The organism is Thiorhodococcus fuscus (assembly GCF_042682685.1).
Taxonomy (GTDB): domain Bacteria; phylum Pseudomonadota; class Gammaproteobacteria; order Chromatiales; family Chromatiaceae; genus Imhoffiella; species Imhoffiella fuscus.
In genome coordinates this window covers 47,282-65,246 of record NZ_JBHUHX010000015.1, presented here as the reverse complement: position 1 = coordinate 65,246, position 17,965 = coordinate 47,282, and the positions used below count along the sequence as shown (strand labels likewise).

Below are 17,965 nucleotides of genomic sequence, written 5' to 3'. Positions count from 1 at the left end.
TTCGTCCGATACCGTTCGAATCAAGCATGACGACCATCCACACCTCCTACATCGACGGACAGTTCCTGCCGCGCACGGACGCCGCGACCTTCCAGAGCATCAATCCAGCCACCGGCCAGGTGCTCGCCGAGATCCAGCCCGCCACCGAGGCCGACATCGACGTCGCAGTCGACGCCGCGCGCCGCGCGCAGCGCGATTGGGCCGTCCGCCCCGCAGTCGAGCGCGGGCGCATCATCCAGGCCGCCGTGGACATCCTGCGCGAGCGCAACGACGAACTGGCCCGGCTCGAGACGCTCGACACCGGCAAGCCGATCTCCGAGACCGCCGCTGTCGATATCGTCACCGGCGCCGACGTGCTCGAATACTACGCCGGCCTGGCCGCCGCCATCGAGGGTCGCCAGATCCCGTTGCGCGAGACCAGCTTCGTCTACACCCGTCCAGAGCCGCTCGGCGTGGTCGCCGGCATCGGTGCCTGGAACTACCCGATCCAGATCGCGATGTGGAAGGCCGCACCGGCGCTTGCGGCCGGCAACGCCATGCTGTTCAAGCCGAGCGAGATCACGCCGCTGACGACCCTCAAGCTTGCCGAGATCTTCACCGAGGCGGGCCTGCCGGACGGGCTGTTCAACGTGGTGCAGGGCGGCGTCGCCGTCGGGACCTATCTGAGCCAGCATCCGGGGATCGACAAGGTCTCGTTCACCGGCGGCGTGGCCACCGGCAAGAAGGTCGTCGCCCAGGCCGCGACCTCGTCGCTGAAGGACGTCACCATGGAGCTGGGCGGCAAGTCGCCCCTGGTCATCTGCGCCGACGCCGACCTGGATCTGGCCGCCGACATCGCCATGATGGCGAATTTCTACAGCTCCGGTCAGGTCTGCACCAACGGCACCCGCGTCTTCGTATCGCGTGCCTGGAAGGATGCCTTCGAGGCGGCGATCCAGGTCCGGGTCGCACGCATGCGTATCGGCGATCCGCTCGACCCGGAGACCAACTTCGGCCCCCTGGTCGGCTTCGCCCATATGGAAAAGGTCTTGGACTACATCGCGTCCGGCAAGCAGGCCGGGGCGCGGGTGCTCTGCGGCGGCGAGCGGCTGATGCAGGCTCCCTTCGATCAGGGCGCCTATGTGGCGCCGACCGTCTTCACCGACTGCACGGATGAGATGCGCATCGTGCGCGAGGAGATCTTCGGGCCGGTGATGAGCATCCTCTATTACGACACCGAGGACGAGGCGATCGCCCGCGCCAACGACACCAGCTACGGGCTTGCCGCCGGAGTGGTCACGCCGGACCTGAAGCGTGCCCACGGTCTCATCCATCGCCTAGAGGCCGGCATCTGCTGGATCAACACCTGGGGCGAATCGCCCGCGCCCATGCCGGTCGGCGGCTACAAGCAATCGGGGATCGGTCGGGAGAACGGCATCGAGACCCTGATGCACTACACCCGAACCAAGTCGATCCAGATCGAGCTGGGGGAATTCAGCTCCGTGTTCTGATCCGTGCGCGGACGCCGTTCCCGCGTCCGCACCGCCCCATCCGTATTCCGCTTTCCCCCGGACAGAATTCAAGATGCAAGCAACGACCGAATACGACTACATCATCATCGGCGCCGGCTCGGCGGGCAACGTGCTCGCCGCCCGCCTGACCGAGGACGCCGGAACCTCGGTGCTCCTGCTGGAGGCCGGCGGTCCCGATTATCGTCTCGATTTCCGCACCCAGATGCCGGCGGCGCTCGCCTATCCATTGCAGGGCAAGCGCTACAACTGGGCCTACGAGACCGACCCCGAACCGCATATGAACGATCGTCGCATGGACTGCGGGCGCGGCAAGGGTCTCGGCGGTTCCTCGCTCATCAATGGCATGTGCTACATCCGAGGCAATGCGCTCGACTTCGACCACTGGGCACAGATCCCCGGTCTGGAGGATTGGTCGTACCTGGACTGTCTGCCGTATTTCAAGAAGTCGGAGTCGCGCGACATCGGTGGCAATGACTATCACGGTGCCACCGGCCCGGTCGCGGTAACCACGCCCAAGGCGGGCAACAATGTGCTGTTCGAGGCCATGATCGAGGCCGGCGTGCAGGCCGGCTATCCGCGCACGGACGATCTCAACGGCTATCAGCAGGAAGGCTTCGGTCCCATGGACCGTTTCGTCACGCCCAATGGACGCCGGGCCAGCACTGCGCGCGGCTATCTCGACCTGTCCCGTCACCGTCCGGGACTGCGCATCGAGACGCGCGCGCTCACCGACCGCATCCTCTTCGAGGGACAGCGCGCCGTCGGGGTCGCCTACCGTCAGGGCGGTGCCGAGAAGACCGCCCATGCCCGCCGCGAGGTGCTGCTGTGCGGCGGCGCCATCGCCTCGCCCCAGATCCTGCAGCGCTCCGGGGTCGGGCCCGGCGCCTGGCTCGCCGAACTGGGCATTCCCGAGGTGCTCGACCTGCCGGGTGTCGGCAACAATCTCCAGGACCATATCGAGCTCTACATGCAGTACGAGTGCAAGCAGCCGGTCTCGATCGCACCCGCGCTCAAGCCCTGGAATCAGGCGCGTATCGGCGCCGAATGGCTGTTCATGGGCACGGGCCTGGGGGCGAGCAACCAGTTCGAGGCGGGCGGCTTCATCCGCTCCGACGCCCAGTTCGACTGGCCCAACATCCAGTACCATTTTCTGCCGATCGCCGTGCGCTACGACGGGCGCAACGCGGTCAAGGCGCACGGCTTCCAGGCCCATGTCGGATCGATGCGCTCGCCCAGCCGGGGACGAGTCAAGCTGCGCTCGCGCGATCCCAAGGCGCACCCGAGCATCCTCTTCAACTACATGGCGCACGAGCAGGACTGGCGCGAGTTCCGCGCCGCCATCCGCATCACCCGCGAGATCTTCGACCAGCCGGCGCTCGCCCCCTATCGCGGACGCGCGATCTCGCCGATCGACGATCTTCAGAGCGACGCCGAGCTCGACGAGTTCGTCCGCAACAACGGCGAGACCGCCTATCACCCCTGCGGCACCTGTTCCATGGGGACGGGCAACGAGGCCGTCGTCGATGGCGCCGGCCGCGTCCATGGGTTGGAGAACCTGCGGGTGGTCGATGCCTCCATCATGCCGCGCATCATCACCGGCAATCTCAACGCGACCACCATCATGATCGCCGAGAAGATCGCCGACCGGATTCGCGGCAAATCGATGCACCGTGCCCGTGTCGACTACTATCGCGCCGATGGCGCCCCGGTTCGTCGAACCGTCTGAGGACGCACGCCCCATCCGGGGCGGTGTCCGTCACCCCCTCTCCCTCTGGTATCCGCCACTGATGTGGCGGATATCTCCAGGTGCGCCTTGCGCACCGCTTCGTCGTGTCGTTCGCGCCTCCCAGGCCCGGACGGCTTGTCTTCGTCGACCGCTCTACGTCCGTGTCCGGTCGCGCTCACTCATCCACTCGTTCGCTTCCACTCATGTCCAATCCACCTGACCTCATCGAGAAGGCGCCCGCGCTTTCGCTCAACCGTCGTGTCTTCGTCGCCTCGACGGTGCTGACCTTCACCCTCATCGCCATCACCATGCTCTTTCCGACCCGCATGGAAAGCCTGCTCGGGCAGGCGCTGACCTGGGTCTCCAACGACTTCGGTTGGTACTACATGCTGGTCATGGCCGCCTATTCGGGCTTCGTGCTCTTCATCGGCTTCTCGCGCCATGGCGATATCCGGCTCGGTCCCGATCACGCCCAGCCGGATTTCAACTATGTCACCTGGGCGGCGATGCTGTTCTCCGCCGGCATTGGTATCGACCTGCTGTTCTTCGGTGCCTCGGAGCCGTTGGCGCATTATCTGACCCCGCCGGGCGGGGATACCGGTCTGCTCAAGCCCGAGCGCCAGGCCATCGCCCAGACCTTCCTCCACTGGGGGCTTCACGGTTGGGGCGTCTATGCCCTGGTCGGCATGACGCTGGCCTATTTCGCCTATCGCCATAAGATGCCGCTGGCGCTGCGTTCGGCGCTGGTGCCGCTGATCGGCGAGGAGCGCGCACGCGGCTGGATGGGCGACGCGGTCGATACCTTCGGCATCGTCTGCACCCTGTTCGGTATCGCCACCAGTCTGGGTATCGGGGTGCTGCAGGCCAACGCCGGCATGACCCACATCTTCGGCATCGAATCCAGCAAGTTGGTCCAGGCGGGCATCATCATCGCCGTCATCGCCATGGCGACCCTCTCGGCCATCTCGGGCGTCGAGCGCGGCGTGCGGCGTCTCTCCGAAATCAACATGGGGTTCGCGACCCTGCTGTTGCTGGCCCTGCTGATCATGGGCCCCACCCTCTTCCTGCTGAACGCGCTGGTCGAGAACATCGGCGACTATTTCCAGACGCTGATGGTCAAGACCTTCGACGTCTACGCCTATCAGGGCGAGGAGGGTGAGGCATGGAAGGCGGGTTGGACGGTCTTCTTCTGGGCCTGGTGGCTGGCCTGGTCGCCCTTCGTCGGGCTCTTCATCGCCCGCATCTCGCGGGGTCGGACGCTGCGGGAATTCGTCTTCGGGGTCATGTTCATCCCGCTCGGATTCATCTTCGCCTGGTTCTCGATCTTCGGTAACAGCGCCATCGATCTGGTCGCCAATCACGGTGCCGTCGAACTCGGTCAGATCGCCACCGAAAACCCGGCCATGGGTCTGTTCGCGCTCTTCGACCAATATCCCCTGTCCAGCGTCTGGTCGGTGCTGGCGGTCATCCTCGGGCTCATCTTCTTCGTCACCTCGGCGGACTCAGGTGCCCTGGTGCTCGCCAACCTCAGCACGCGCGGACTCACCTCAGAGAGCGACGCACCCATCTGGTTGCGCTCCTTCTGGGCGGTGCTGACCGGGCTCATCACTTTGGGGCTGCTGTTCGCGGGCGGATTCAACTCGCTGCAGTCGGTGGTGGTCGTCTCGGCCCTGCCGTTCTCCCTGGTGCTGATCCTCTTCATGTGGTCGCTGCACTACAGCCTGCGTCAGGAGGCGACCAAGCTGAAGGCGGGCAATATCGACTTCGCGCCGGCGATTCCGGCCGCCGGGCTGGGGTGGAAAGAGCGTCTGTCGCGGATCGTGCACTTCCCATCGCGTCAGCTGGTCGTGCGCTTCATGACCGAGACTGTCTATCCGGCGATGGAAGAGGTCGCGACCGCGCTCAATCAGCGTGGACTCGACACCGACCTGGCTTACGACGAGTCGTCGGGCCAGATCAATCTCTGCATCAGACACGGGGAGGAGATGGACTTCGTCTATCGCGTCCATCTGGTCGGCAGCCTCAAGCCGGTCTTCGCGCTCGGTCTGAGCGGCGGCATCGTCAAGCATGCCGAGCAGGAGCAGTATTACCGCGCCGAGGTCTTCCTGCGCGAGGGCAGCCGTGAGTACGACCTGGTCGGCTACACCAAGAGCCAGGTCATCAACGACATCCTCAACCAGTACGAGCGTCACATGCAGTTCCTGCATCTGGATCGCTGATCCGGCAGTGTGATGGCGAGCCGCAGGGACGCGACTCGCCTCGTTCGACTGTTTGCCCCTTCCTCGACCCAGGTTGCGTAGGGCGCAATAGCGCAACGTATTGCGCCGCATGCCAGACCAAACCAACATCAACTCGCCGCTTTTCTCCAAAAGCCATATGCGCGCGGGCGTTTCATTGCCTATGCGAGCTTGGCCTTCAGTTCCCTGGCCGCCTCCGAAGTCTGCTCTAAGAGATTGGCTGCTTCATCGGTGGCATGCGATGCCTCGGTCGCATTGCGGGCGATTTCCTCCACCGCTGCGTTTTGCTCCGTCACTGCGGCCGCAACCGACTGCATGGCGGATCTGACATCCCCGACACGATCGGTTGCTTCGTTCACCCGCTTCGACAACGAGGCGACCCGAGAAACGTTGTCAGCGATTTGCAAACGTGTCTCTTCAGTTTTGTCGTTAATCTGTTTCGTGGCGTCTTGGGTCTTCTCGGCCAGTTGCTTGACCTCGTTGGCCACGACCGCGAAACCTCGTCCATGCTCGCCAGCGCGCGCTGACTCGATCGAGGCATTCAGAGCCAGCAGATTGGTTTGATTCGCAATCGCTCGAATGACCGAACTCATATCCGAGATTTGCTCGCCGATGGCCGCCAGCGAGTTGATCGCATTGGCCGCCTCCTCTGCCTCCTCGCCAGCCTTCTGCGTGATCTTTTCCACGTCCGCGATGGTGGCGACGGCGCTTTCGGCCGAGCGACTGATGTCCAAGGTCGAGTAGGAGAGTTCCTCGGCCGCAGTGGCGACACTCTTGATGTTCCCCGAGAGCTCTTGGGTCGACTGAACCCCACGGGTCGACAGCTCATTGACACGATCGCCGGCATGCGAAATCTGAAACCGCAGCTCTTCCTGGGGATCGACCCACTCGACCATGTAGGCCGGCTGCCCCGACAGGTCGTTGATGGGTTTGGTGTAGACACGAAAGTGGTTCAATCCGGCTCCGAAGTCCTGCGCGAATGTGGTGTTCGGCTGGCCTCGGCTATGGCACTCTCGCCCGCAATTCGCGGTCTTGCAGATATTGGCGCCCCACTGATGACAGGGCTTGTCGAGGAATGCTTCGAGAGGTTTTCCGAAGGCGGTCTGAACGGGACCGTTAACGTAGAGCCATCGCCATTCCTTGTCGCCCGCATTGCCGAGCGCAGTGACCGAACAGGGTTGCTCGCAGGCATCCAGAATGCCCATGAAAAAGCGCTCACGCTCACGGTGAGAAAGGTCGAGGCTCGCCAGATGCCGTGGCAGGCGTGAGCGGATGCGCAGCGCGACAACGCAGCCGAGCAGAATGCCCAGTGGCCAGATCCAATCACCGGAAAATTGCCAAAGCAATAGACGAAGCAGTGTGACACATACGAGTGCGATGAGCAGCATGCGAGCGAGCTTGTCGAACTCTCCGCGAAAGGCTTCCAAGGCAGCCGCAAAAGAATGGTGGTCGACAGCCATCGTCTATTCTCCAGAGATTAGTTTTGCACTTTCAGAATCATCCCGTCATCGGTTTGCATCATCGCGGCCATGAGCCGTTCCCTAGCGCTTGTTAGGCGTACTTGTCCCGTTCAAGCATCCAGTTGATGTTTGCACAAATCGTTGTACACCACGAGCGAATTTTTCTAATGCCCTGCGTTTGCGTAGGGCGCAATAGCACGGCGTATTGCGCCGCATGTCAGTCCATTCCAGCGTTAACTAATCGCCAGACCTGACGGGGAGGCGGTATTCATTTCGTTCGGCAGAACAAGAGTTCCTGTTTCGTCTGCTATCTTGAATAAATCCATATCCCTTTTTTATCGATCGTCAAGAACGGCATCCAATGCCTTCTCAAAGCTGGGGTAGACCGGAAGTCCGTGTGACTTGGCATAGGAAGCAAGCTTTCTGCGGTAATCTCTGACGTTCTTCCACCTGGACCAGTGACTCGTCCGGTTGCTCTTTTTTAGCTCCCACTTTCTGCGCAAGCAATTCTTCATCGCGCGTAGAATCGGTGGTTGTACGATAACGAAAGAGATATCGGTGTGCGCTTGAATGTTTTCCGGTCCAATGACGCCCAGCATGCACACGGAGTCGCTTTGTGCGTATAGATAGGAGATGTTGACGCTGTTGTAGAGCGCCTCCCGTTCCTCCAGTGTCGTGCGGCTGAATTCGGCGACGTTGAGCTTTGAGTCTATTGCCCATTTCTCAAAATAGACGTTGAAGTCGACAAGTCGCGCTTCTCTGTAGGTTCCTCGGGCCGCAAATGTGGATTTCCCCCCGCAAGGCGACGCCATGACGTAGATCTTATGGCTTTTTTGCGTGCGATGGTGGTGCAGTAGATTTTTGCTTTCGGCGGTCATGGGTCTGCTTCAAATAGGGCTATTTTCAATCTTCAAGAGGAAGATGCTGTATGGCAGAAGGCGCTTCGCGTCGTCATCCCATTGCACGTCAACGGTGTATTTCCGAGCTATTTTTAAACGCAATTTTGCGAACAGGTTCCGCATGTGACTGTCGTCGTGAATTTTGAACTCGTTGATCTCGTTATCGTAAGGGGGAAGCCCGTCTTTCAACGCCTCTCGCTTGGATCTTGGCCTGGTCTGACCAAAGCGGCTGACTCTTCTTGCGAGCGCAAGTCTCGCCGATTCGAGCAGGTGATTGAGTGCTGGCTTGATGTATGGGGCACGAAGCCGTATCAAATCATAAGGCCGCAATCCTCGATGGACGCGGACTCCGACAATGAGTCCGCGCCGCGCGACTCTTTGGCATTCGGTGAGTACCTTGTCGAGGTGTGCGCCGGATAGCCAGTTAAGAAAGCGAATGCAGACGACATAGTCGATCGAATGATCCTTCATAGGAAGAGACTCTGCGTCGCCGACGATCATCCAGGCCCGGTTCGTGGTAGGTTGGCTTTCGGTTTTTCTCCTTGCCTGCAATAGCATATCCATGGATATATCGGCTCCGACCAGGATTCTCCGACCCTTTTCTCCATAAATTTTCAAAAATCGCCCGGTGCCTAGGGGGACGTCTAGGATGGATGCTTCAGGGTCTATTTTGGCGACGATCTTACTGATTATCGCCAGTTCTGTGCTCCATTTTTTCTCGACGGATCGCTCTTCGTCATACTGGATAGCTATATCATTTTTGTAGAAATATTTCCTTGGGTTTCCATTGTCGATCAATGGCTTTTGGGCGCTCATTGATAATCCATATTACATTTTGATGGTGAGGCTTTTTTATGCCTTTTCGGGGCTGCAAGGACAATTGGCTCAGTAGAGTCTGCTGACGCGCTCGATGCTCTGTTTGGTTTGGAGGCGAATGTAGCGGGCGGGGTCGTTGTCGATCCGGGCGATGTGTCCGCTCATCTGCCGGAGCAACTCGAACAGTGTGAGCCGGTCCGACTCGGCCCAGACGAAGCTGCGCTCGATGAGACTGCCGAGCCAGGCGATCATCTTCTCGGTTGCAGGCGTGAGATCGGCGAAGGAGGCGTTCGAGACGTCGGATGACTTTGGCGAAGCCTGTCGGCATCGTCAAGCCGTTGCTCGCAGATGAGGAGACGCCGGTGGATGAGTCGCTATACGCATCGGACCCGCGTGCGCGGGTCCGGGTGCTCGATCGCTACGGTGGGGTAGGGCTCAGAGGATCCTGTCAACGCCACTTGCCGCCGCGTTCCATTGGGGTATCGACGATGGCGTCCACTGCGTCCTGATCCATCGATTGGGCCTCGTAGACGACGCCCTGGCTTTCGATCGTCGAGACGAAGATCCGTAGATGATTGCGCGAGCCCCGCAACGGATTGGAATAGATGTTCTGCAGATCCTGGTTGCCGGTCTCGACGATGGCACCTTCCAGATCCTGAATGTCGACCTCCTCGATCAGTGCGCCGACATGCAGGGCTTCAAGATAGGAGGTCTCTCCGCGCGCCATCAGATCCAGATAGAACTGTTGCAGCGAGCCGTCGGTGTAGACACCGGTCTGGTTCGGATCCGATGGCTCCTCCAGCCCGTAGTTGTCCATGGCGTTCTTGATCGCGTCCATGTGTTTCTGCTCGGACTGGGCGATGTTCTCGAATGGCAGCAACTGCCAGAGGTCGTCCATGCCGAGGTAGACGTCGCGTGCCAGCCGCTCTTCCTCTCGCATGAAGAGCAGGGTGCTCGCTTCCTGGGTGTCCAGAGGATTCAGGGTGACTTGCCCAGGTCCGGTGCCGGGTCCGGAGCCATTGCCGTGCGGTCCGGCGCTCAATACGGGGGCGGCGAACAGGATTGCGGTTAGTGCGAACGGGATCAGTCTGTAGTCGGCTCTCATTGGAACGCTCCTTTTCAGTGAACTTTCTGTCGTGTTCATGCGCTGTTGCGCAGGAGTCGTGCCATTGCTCAAACGTCTATCGAACAAGCGTTTTCTTGAGTTTGATCGGCAGTTCGTTTCGACATCGACGGTTCGGCTCGACACAAATGTCGAGCCCGGCTGCGCCTGGAAGCCGCGTTTTGCGTCGAACTGGATGCCTTATCGAATATCAGCTTCTCCGCCGAATCCCATATTTGCCCATCTTGTATCTCAGCACCCGCTCGCTGATGCCGAGTCGCTCTGCGGCGTGTGTCTGGATCCAGTCGCATGCATCCAGCGCGGCGATGAGCATTTCGCGCTCGACGCTGTCGAGACGTTCCTGAAGTACGCCCTGGTCCAGGGGTTCGGCCCGACGCACCGCGTCGGGGAGGTCCGATGCCTGGAGCCGGCTGCCGCGCGCCAGGGTCAGCGTGCGCTGGATGATGTGCTTGAGCTCGCGCACGTTGCCTGGGTAGTGGTAACGCATCAGAACGTCGAGCGCCTCGGGCGCGAGCTGGGTGGGACGTCGGGCGTAGCGGGCGATGAAGTGCTCGATCAGCGCTGGAATGTCCTCGCGCCGCTGACGCAACGGGGGGACTGGGACGTCCAGGACGTTGAGTCGGAAATAGAGGTCCTCGCGGAAGCCGCCGGTCTCGGTCATGGCGCGCAGGTCGCGATTGGTGGCGGCGACCACGCGTGTTTCGACGGCGATGTCGCGCTCGCCGCCGACTCGGCTGATGCGCTTCTCCTGCAGTGCGCGCAGCAGCTTGGATTGGAGGCTGGCGGGCAGCTCGCCGACCTCGTCGAGGAAGAGCGTGCCGCCGCGCGCCTGCTCGAAACGCCCCTTGTGCTGGCGGTCCGCCCCGGTGAAGGCGCCCTTCTCGTGTCCGAACAGCTCGCTCTCGAACAGGTTTTCGGGGATGGCGGCGCAGTTGACCTCGACGAAGGGCACGTCCGGGGTTGGGCCGAGCAGATGGATGAGCCGCGCGATCAGCTCCTTGCCGGTGCCGGTTTCGCCCTGAATGAGCACGCTCCAGGGACTGTCGGCGACGCGGCGCACCCGTGAGAGGGTCTCCCGCATCGTCGGGCTGGAGCCGATGATGTCAAGCGGCAGCGGTGCCTCTTCGACCGCTTGCACCAGTTCGGCCACGTCGTCGGCGATGGCGAGCTGCTGATCCAGATCGTCGATCTTGGCCAGCAACTGGGTCAGGTCGATCGGCTTTTCGAGGAAGTCGTCGGCGCCGAGCTTCATGACGCTGACTGCGGTCGAAACGGCGCCGTAGGCGGTAATCATGATGGCGCTCACGAGCGGGTTTTGTGCCTTCATCCGCTCCAGCACCTGATCCCCGGTCATACCCGGCATGCGATGGTCGAGCAGTGCCAGTTGGATGTGCTCCTGGCCGAAGAGCCGCAGCGCCTCCTCGCCGTCGGCGGCGGCGAAGACCCGATGTCCCTGCTTTTCCAGAAATCCGCCGAGCAGCTCGCGTTGCATGGCGTCGTCATCGGCGATCAGGATGTTCATGGCTCTCGATCCATCTGGCTTCGGCGCGCATTCAAGCGCGTTTTGCGACCCGGCGTAGGGCGCAATAGCGATAGCGTATTGCGCCGCATGGGGAAAGGCATTGAGCTTTCGACCCCGTTCGTCGTTTGCATACGGTGATACGGCGCAATACGGCCGCTCCGGGGTCGATCGGTCTGCAATGCAGCGAGCGTATCGCCGGCATCGAAGGGGTGTAGGTACCCGTTGACGGCGGCCTATTGCGCCCTACGAGACCCGGCTCTCGACGCATCAGTCTGTTGCTCCCCGTATCGGCATCGTCACCGAAAGGCTCAGCCGTCCCGGCGTCGGAACCCTGATCTCCAGCCGTCCGCCGTGCGCGGCGACGATGCGCTGCGAGATGGCCAGGCCCAGTCCGGTTCCCTCGGCCTTGGTGGTGAACCAGGGTTCCAGGATGCGCTCGACCTCGGCGGCTTCCAGCTCCAGTCCGGGATTGGCGACGATCAGGCGCGCCTGGTCGCCGTCGCGTTCGACTCGGGCCTGGATGTCTCCGCCTCGCGGCTGTGCCTCCAGGGCGTTGCGCAGGAGGTTGTCCAGGACCTGGGTCAGGAGATCCGGGTCGGCGCTGATCCAGGTCTCCGGCCGCAAGCTCGCCTCGAGTCGGATGCCGCTGTCGTCGAGCCGCTGGCGATAGAGGCTCAGCCGATCCGCGACCAGCCGATCGAGCGCGATGCGCTCGCTGCGCGGGCGTACCGGCCGGGCATAGTCCAGCAGCCCGGTGACGGAGCCGTTGGTGCGTCGCACCGCCTGGGCGACCAGCTCGACCAGACGCCGGTGCTCTGGGTCGAGCTCATCGGCCTCCAGTTGCAGACGCTGCAGCCCCATCGCCATGGCGTTGAGCGGATTGCGGATCTCGTGGGCGATGGCGGCGGCGGCTCGACCCAGGGCGGCCTCTTCGCGTTGGCGGTACAGACGGCGCTCGTAGTCGAGCCGCTGGCGCTCGTGGGCGCGCTGGTGGCGGAGCAGGATCAAGGTCCCGGTGCCACCGGCCAGCAGGAGTGCGGCCATGAAGGCGAGGAATTCGAGCCACAGCCGTTCGCGCATCTTGATCAGCGGGCCGGCGTCCAATTCGAGCAACAGGCGTGCCCCGGCCACCGAGGCGCGCGCCTGGGCGACCGTCAGCCCGTTTGCGAACTGTCGGATGGAGACCTGCGGCAGGCTGCATTCCAGGGGTTGCGTCGTGCGGGTGCGGGGCTGGCCCTCCAGACGAACGGTAACCACGCCCGGTAGGGCCGCGACTGACTCTAACGCCTTTGGCAGACCGACCGCCGCTTCCAGCGCCTCGCTGTCGCGACTGTCCATGCCGACCAGGATGCAACCGTTACCGTCCGCGTTCCCGAGTCCATAGAGGAGGGTGTGGGTGGAGCGCATGAGGATGAGTTGGTCGAGCCGGCTGCAATCGAGCGGCTGGTTCGGCCGCCAGTCGGGCGGCCCCTGGACGCTTTCGGCCGCGCGCACGATCCGGATCACCGAGAGCCCGGCCTCGGCGGCGAAGGCGCTCAACTCCTCGGCGCGAAAGGGTGCGATGGCGTCGAGATAGGCGACGAAACGTGCCGAGTTGGCGAGCGAGCGGGTCAGCAGCGATTCGGTCATCTCCTCTGCCATCAGTGCGCCGCGCGCATGGAGGATGACCGCATCGGTCAGCAGCCGGGCGTGCTCGCTGGCGTCTTCGAGGAAGAGGCGTTGCGCCTGGCGGGTCTGGACGAAGAACCAGGTCAGGACCAGCGCGAACAGCAGCCCGAAGACCAGCAGATGCCCGAGCCAGAGCGGCGGCAGCCGTCCGCTGCCGCCTTTAACGTCCACCTCGGCCTCCGCCGAATCCACGCTGGGCGCCGAACCTGATGCGGGTGCGCACGCCGGTGCGGTCGGTGAGGCCGGGACCGCGCTCGAAGGGCACCAGGCGCGCCTGATTCCAGATGCCGTCGGTGCCGGGTGGCGCACCAGGCCAGACCCGGATCAGCTGTCCCGGTGCGATTCCGCTCGGGCCGGACTGTGGGTCGACCGCCACCACGACGGTGCGGGGGCCGCCTTCGGCCGCGTTCTCGATCGCGAGCGTGACCCGGTCCGGCTCGACGTTCTGCACGCGCGCCAGCCAGGGATCCTCGGCCCACACGCTCGAAATGCAGCAGAGCGCCAGCACGTTGAGGGCGCGTTTCAGAAAGACCAGGCCATGCCGCACTGGATCACCTGTTGTCGAAATGAGCGTTCATCGATTGTCGACTTGTCGTTTAGCCAATCCAGTCCGCAGAAGAGTTCGCGTGCGCCGAGCCGGTGTCGTATGACCAACGCCGCATTCAGTTCCTCGTCCCGGCGCTCCAACCGGCGTTGGGTGTGGCTGTAGTCGGAGCGCGACCAGCCAAGGCCGGACTCCAGCAGCCAGGAATGATTCAGCATAAACCGAGCCGAAAATCCGATGCCGCTGCGATCGTAGGATTCGAGTGCGACCGTCGATGCGTTGCGCGCATGGGCCAGGGTGATTCGGGTCGAGAGGGCCGGGGACCAGGCGTGACTGGCGTCGAGGGCGATGGTCGAGCGTTGGTCGTCGCGTCGCTGTTCCCGTGCGGCTGATTGACGTCCTGGTCCCTGTCTGCCCGATGTCTTGCCTCGGCCGTGCGAGAGCTGCAGGCCCGAGCCGGATCCGGGCCGACCCGACCAGGGCAGGGATGGGTTGCGATAGTCGAGCCGGCGAACCTCGGCCGAGAGACCGACGGTGTCGCGGGCGTTCAGGATGCGATCGTAGCGCAAGGTTAGCGCGGCCTCGTTGCGCGCGTCGGCCGGGACCAGTGCGTCGCGGTAGATCGCCCCCGCGACCGAGAGCGTCAGCAGACCCCTGTCGCGCGCCGTGGGGCGCGACCAGGCGGAACTCAGGGCCAGGCGATAGCTGTCGTTGTCGGCTGCGTAGTCGCGGTACCAGCCGTCGAGGGCGAATCTCAGATCCGACTGGTCCAGGGTCAGCGTTTTTGCGGCGCCGAGCGCGATGCGGGCGAAGGCCAGATCCTCGCTCGCGTGGCTCTGCGCGGGGTTGGTGTCATAGCCGACACTGGCTTCTCCGCTCAGCTCGATGTTATCGGCGCTGGTCTGGCACGACGACAGAAGCATGGACGCACACAGCCCGAGCCGCGTCGCATGTCGCCTGATTCGGCTTGCGGGGCTTGGAGGATGGGGGCGGACGGGCATCAGTCGTTGGCGATGGGGCGCAGGATGCGCCGGTGTCTTGCCGGTCCGGGCAGCAGGGCGACCGGTTCTCCAGCGACCCAGGCGTCATAGTCGCCCTCGCGCGCGGCGGCGAAGGGATGGGCGTTGGGCCCGCCAGGTAGCTGGAGGATGCCGCGCGACTCCGCGCCGGGGGCGACGACCAGACGTTCCGAGGCCCCGTGAGTGGGACTGGCGACGCGCGGGACGTTCGAATCGCCGGGGATGGGGCGTGGCGGCAGGTCCAGCCAGGATCGGATCCAGCTCGGCAGGAGTGGCGAGAATGGATGCGCGATGGCGGTCGTGTTGCGCGCGCCCCAGGTGTGCTCCGACCAGGGCTCGGGCATGTTTCGAGGGGTGATCACCCGCTCCAGACATCGATTCTCCAGCGCGTTCCAGTCGCCATAGCCGGGTGGGACCCAGTCTGGCGGATCGCGCAGGATGGACCAGACCGCGACCTCAGTGCGGGGCAGGTCGGCGAGCCGATAGTCGTTCGAGAGTCGGCTCAGGGGCTGGTTGAGTGCGTCGAGCACGGCCGCCGAGACCGCTGTGCGCCATTCGCGTGTCAGCCGGTAGGCGACCGAGTCGGTGCTCGCCCTGCCGTCCCAGTCGGCGAGGAGTGTCAGGAGCGCGGATCGCTCAGGCGATGCCGGTCGGGCCTGGACCAAGGCGTTCAGTCGCCGATACCAGCCCTCCATGAGTTCGGCACGGTCGTCGAGCTGGATGTCGAAGAGCGCCGACTCATCGAAGATTTCGCGCTCCATGAGCCGATCGCGGATGCGGCGTGCCCGGGCACCCAGGTCGTAGCCGCCGTCGCCGAGCAGACGCTGTGCGTTCAGATCGACCACCCGTGCGTTGGCGGTCCAGAGACGCGCCCCGCGATCCGGTCCGATCCGGGGCACCTCATCCGGCTCCAGCCAGCCGAACCAGCCCGTCTGGCCGTCGGCCCAGCTTTGCGGGCGGGGGCCATCGAGCCCCTGTCGACGTGGGACGCGGCCGAGGATGGTCCAGCCGACCTCGCCGCTGTCCGAGGCCACCAGGATGTTCTGGGCCGGAACGCCGCAGTTGGGTGCGAGCCGCAGCGCCGACTCGGCCGAGGTTTGCTCGACCATCCGCATCAGTTGCAGATTGAGCGCCTCCGGCTCCTGGGCCACCCAGCGCAGGGCGAGCGGACGGCCGTCCGGGTCATGGCCGACCACCGGCCCCCAGATCGACTGCTGGACCTTGAACCGTACCGGTTCGGCGCCCGCAACCGGAATCCACTCGGTACGGGACTCCAGGGTGCGCCAGCCGTCCGGGGTGCGATAGCGAGTCGGGTCGGTCGGGTCCAGCTCCAGAACCACATGGTCGAGCCAGTCGCCATAGCTGTTGGTCAGGCCCCAGGCGATGTGTCCGTTGCTGCCGACCACCAGTGCCGGAGCGCCGGGCAGGCTGACTCCGACCGCATCGATCGGTCTGTCGCCGCTGCGCTGGAGACGGATCGGATACCAGATGGTCGGCACCCGCAGCGTCAGATGCATGTCGTTGGCGATCAGTGCGCGACCGTCCCGAGTGAGCGCTCCGCCGACGGCGAACGCGTTGCTGCCGGCCGGCATGGGGTCGGGGATAGGCGGCGGGACCGGTGCGCTCGATGCGGCGGCTGGTCCCGAGGCCGGGATGCGAACCGTTGGCCAGGTTCCGGCGGATCCTTCGATCGGCGCTTCCCAGGGACCGGGGGAGAGTCTGAAGAGCGCGAAGACGCTCGGATCCAGCGTCCGCGAGGCCAGGTCCAGGGCGCGTTCGGCCCGGTTGGTCTCCTCCTGGAGATCGCGAAACATGGCCAGGACCACATGGAGGCTGTCGACCGGGCGCCAGGGTGCGGGCGATTGGCGCAGGAGCAGGTATTCCCAGGGCGGTGCCGTCAGACTCGCCAGACCCGCGTTGACGCCCCGAACATAGGCGTCGAGCAGGGCGCGCTCGTTCGGGCCGAGTCGGGCGAGCGATGCGCGCGCCGTACCGGCGAGGTCGTGCAGCCGCGCGCCACGGTCGGCGTTGATGCCGGCCGATCCGATCAGCTCGGCGAGGGTTCCACTTCCGACCCGGCGCAGCAGATCCATCTGGAAATAGCGATCCTGGGCGTGGGCGTAGCCGAGCCCGAACAGCAGATCCTCCGGATCGGACGCCTGGATGCTGACGCGCTCGCGCGCATCCCGTTCGAGGACGACCTCGGCATGCAGTCCGGCCAGCGTTTCGCTGCCATCGACTGGCGGCAGGCTGGCGTAGATCGCCCCCAGCAGTCCGCCGAGACCCGCGAGCGCGATCAGAACCAGGCCGACCGGAATCCGGACCAGCACGCGGGGAAGTTGGCGTCGAGCGGTGGGGTGCCTCATGTCTCGAATCCTCCGGTTCAGCGATCGAGCCTTCGGTGTCGTCTCAGGTCGCCGTTCGGCGTGCGATGATCCTGTCGTAGCCGCGTTGCATGCCATAACCGATCAGCAGGCTGAGAGGGACGGCGATGGCGATGAGATAGCCGACTTGATGCCAGCCTTCGGCCGGGAAATAGAACGCGATGCTTGCCTTGAAGACCAGACGGTGCACCAGGTAGAAGCCGAAACTCGTGTAGGCGAGCCAGGCGATGCTGTTGGCATGGAGCCGGGCGGCGAGACGGTCGGCGAAGAGGACGGCAGCGGTGGCGCTCGCCAGCAGCAGCGGGACGATGGTGAGGCCGCCGGTCAGGGTCCATTCGTTGCCGAAACGGCTGCTCGGCAGCAGAAGCAGGGCGAGCGCCAGCAGTGCCCAGCGATGGCGTTCGGCCAGGGCGCGCCAGGACGGTTGGCGCTGGTAGAGGATGCCGAAGACGAAGACCGGCAGATACATGAAGATGCGGATGTCGATGTGCCGGACCCACAGATGCTGCGCGGCGAGCGCCAATGCCAGGAGCAGGCCGATGAGGACGGTCGGCAGCGGTCGGTCGGCGACGCGGATCAGCAGCGGCACGACCAGATAGAACACCATGATCATGGTGATGAACCAGAGGGTCGGCATGGCCGGGGGCGTGAACATGGAGGTCAGGAGCGCGCCGTCGCGGACCTGTCCCCAACTGGCGATGCCGTAGAGACCGAACGCCACCAGCGCGATCAGATAGAGGGGATAGATGCGCAGCAGACGTCGCTGGTAGAAGGACCAGAGCCCGCGCGGGTCGAGCTGGATGCGCGCGCGTCCGAGCAGATAGCCGGAGCAGAAGACGAAGGTCGAGAGCGCGACGTATTTGAGCCCTTCGGTGAACCAGTTGGCGTAGCCGGGCAGGGCGGTGGTGTAGGGGATCAGATGCCAGTATCCGACGATGTAGAGGATGCAGACGGCACGTAGGAAATCGATGCCCAGGCTGCGTGAGACCTTGGCTGGGTCGGCACTGTCGGTCATGGTGGAGATGCCTCGCTGGGGTGGATTGAGATCGGGCGCGG

The 17,965-nt window shown here is 63.9% G+C and carries 14 protein-coding genes; 3 read left to right on the top strand and 11 right to left on the bottom strand.

Annotated features, from left to right (window positions below; all coding sequences use genetic code 11):
• Positions 1-26: 26 nt before the first annotated feature.
• The 3 genes from betB (at position 27) to betT (ending at position 5,456) form a co-directional block, all read left to right on the top strand.
• Positions 27-1,490 (top strand): betaine-aldehyde dehydrogenase, encoded by a 1,464-nt coding sequence (gene betB, locus ACFSJC_RS06890; RefSeq protein ID WP_386025097.1) that lies wholly within the window; start codon positions 27-29, stop codon positions 1,488-1,490.
• Between the two features lie 73 nt (positions 1,491-1,563).
• A complete protein-coding gene (betA, locus tag ACFSJC_RS06885) occupies positions 1,564-3,237 on the top strand; it encodes a choline dehydrogenase (protein ID WP_386025095.1) in 1,674 nt (557 codons plus the stop codon).
• Between the two features lie 203 nt (positions 3,238-3,440).
• Positions 3,441-5,456: a choline BCCT transporter BetT gene (gene betT, locus ACFSJC_RS06880; RefSeq protein ID WP_386025093.1), complete on the top strand. Its 2,016-nt coding sequence runs from the start codon at positions 3,441-3,443 to the stop codon at positions 5,454-5,456.
• Between the two features lie 179 nt (positions 5,457-5,635).
• Here the strand turns inward: betT and ACFSJC_RS06875 are convergent, their stop codons facing one another.
• The 11 genes from ACFSJC_RS06875 to ACFSJC_RS06825 form a co-directional block, all read right to left on the bottom strand.
• Positions 5,636-6,934: a methyl-accepting chemotaxis protein gene (locus ACFSJC_RS06875; RefSeq protein ID WP_386025091.1), complete on the bottom strand. Its 1,299-nt coding sequence runs from the start codon at positions 6,932-6,934 to the stop codon at positions 5,636-5,638.
• Between the two features lie 335 nt (positions 6,935-7,269).
• Entirely contained in the window at positions 7,270-7,812 is a 543-nt protein-coding gene (locus ACFSJC_RS06870; RefSeq protein ID WP_386025089.1) for a hypothetical protein, read from the bottom strand.
• A gap of 9 nt (positions 7,813-7,821) precedes the next feature.
• The gene (locus ACFSJC_RS06865) at positions 7,822-8,649 is read right to left on the bottom strand and encodes a class I SAM-dependent methyltransferase (RefSeq protein WP_386025087.1); all 828 of its coding nucleotides are present in this window, start codon (positions 8,647-8,649) and stop codon (positions 7,822-7,824) included.
• Between the two features lie 69 nt (positions 8,650-8,718).
• On the bottom strand, positions 8,719-8,901 hold the full coding sequence (locus tag ACFSJC_RS06860) for a hypothetical protein (RefSeq protein ID WP_386025085.1): 183 nt from the start codon (positions 8,899-8,901) through the stop codon (positions 8,719-8,721).
• Positions 8,902-9,097: 196 nt separating this feature from the next.
• The gene (locus tag ACFSJC_RS06855) at positions 9,098-9,754 is read right to left on the bottom strand and encodes a DUF2202 domain-containing protein (RefSeq protein ID WP_386025083.1); all 657 of its coding nucleotides are present in this window, start codon (positions 9,752-9,754) and stop codon (positions 9,098-9,100) included.
• A gap of 208 nt (positions 9,755-9,962) precedes the next feature.
• Entirely contained in the window at positions 9,963-11,294 is a 1,332-nt protein-coding gene (locus tag ACFSJC_RS06850; protein WP_386025081.1) for a sigma-54-dependent transcriptional regulator, read from the bottom strand.
• 267 nt (positions 11,295-11,561) lie between these two features.
• On the bottom strand, positions 11,562-13,133 hold the full coding sequence (locus tag ACFSJC_RS06845) for a sensor histidine kinase (RefSeq protein ID WP_386025079.1): 1,572 nt from the start codon (positions 13,131-13,133) through the stop codon (positions 11,562-11,564).
• Positions 13,123-13,509, bottom strand: a complete 387-nt coding sequence (locus ACFSJC_RS06840; protein WP_386025077.1) for a hypothetical protein — start codon at positions 13,507-13,509, stop codon at positions 13,123-13,125. Before ACFSJC_RS06840 ends, ACFSJC_RS06845 begins: the two co-directional genes overlap by 11 nt.
• A complete protein-coding gene (locus tag ACFSJC_RS06835) occupies positions 13,485-14,429 on the bottom strand; it encodes a hypothetical protein (RefSeq protein ID WP_386025075.1) in 945 nt (314 codons plus the stop codon). The genes ACFSJC_RS06840 and ACFSJC_RS06835 overlap by 25 nt, the downstream gene beginning before the upstream one ends.
• Positions 14,430-14,506: 77 nt before the next feature.
• Positions 14,507-16,891, bottom strand: coding sequence for a penicillin acylase family protein (locus tag ACFSJC_RS06830; RefSeq protein WP_386025073.1), 2,385 nt, complete (start codon positions 16,889-16,891; stop codon positions 14,507-14,509).
• A 43-nt stretch (positions 16,892-16,934) separates the two neighbouring features.
• Complete coding sequence (locus ACFSJC_RS06825) at positions 16,935-17,924, bottom strand: acyltransferase family protein (RefSeq protein ID WP_386025071.1); 990 nt, start codon at positions 17,922-17,924, stop codon at positions 16,935-16,937.
• Between the last annotated feature and the right edge of the window lie 41 nt (positions 17,925-17,965).

Bases quoted from the DNA above. Each gene is read 5' to 3' on its own strand.
- ACFSJC_RS06835 (WP_386025075.1), bottom strand. From the start codon at position 14,429: ATGCTTCTGTCGTCGTGCCAGACCAGCGCCGATAACATCGAGCTGAGC.
- ACFSJC_RS06855 (WP_386025083.1), bottom strand. From the start codon at position 9,754: ATGAGAGCCGACTACAGACTGATCCCGTTCGCACTAACCGCAATCCTG.
- ACFSJC_RS06830 (WP_386025073.1), bottom strand. From the start codon at position 16,891: ATGAGGCACCCCACCGCTCGACGCCAACTTCCCCGCGTGCTGGTCCGG.
- ACFSJC_RS06860 (WP_386025085.1), bottom strand. From the start codon at position 8,901: ATGATCGCCTGGCTCGGCAGTCTCATCGAGCGCAGCTTCGTCTGGGCC.
- betA (WP_386025095.1), top strand. From the start codon at position 1,564: ATGCAAGCAACGACCGAATACGACTACATCATCATCGGCGCCGGCTCG.
- ACFSJC_RS06850 (WP_386025081.1), bottom strand. From the start codon at position 11,294: ATGAACATCCTGATCGCCGATGACGACGCCATGCAACGCGAGCTGCTC.
- ACFSJC_RS06870 (WP_386025089.1), bottom strand. From the start codon at position 7,812: ATGACCGCCGAAAGCAAAAATCTACTGCACCACCATCGCACGCAAAAA.
- betB (WP_386025097.1), top strand. From the start codon at position 27: ATGACGACCATCCACACCTCCTACATCGACGGACAGTTCCTGCCGCGC.
- betT (WP_386025093.1), top strand. From the start codon at position 3,441: ATGTCCAATCCACCTGACCTCATCGAGAAGGCGCCCGCGCTTTCGCTC.
- ACFSJC_RS06825 (WP_386025071.1), bottom strand. From the start codon at position 17,924: ATGACCGACAGTGCCGACCCAGCCAAGGTCTCACGCAGCCTGGGCATC.
- ACFSJC_RS06875 (WP_386025091.1), bottom strand. From the start codon at position 6,934: ATGGCTGTCGACCACCATTCTTTTGCGGCTGCCTTGGAAGCCTTTCGC.
- ACFSJC_RS06865 (WP_386025087.1), bottom strand. From the start codon at position 8,649: ATGAGCGCCCAAAAGCCATTGATCGACAATGGAAACCCAAGGAAATAT.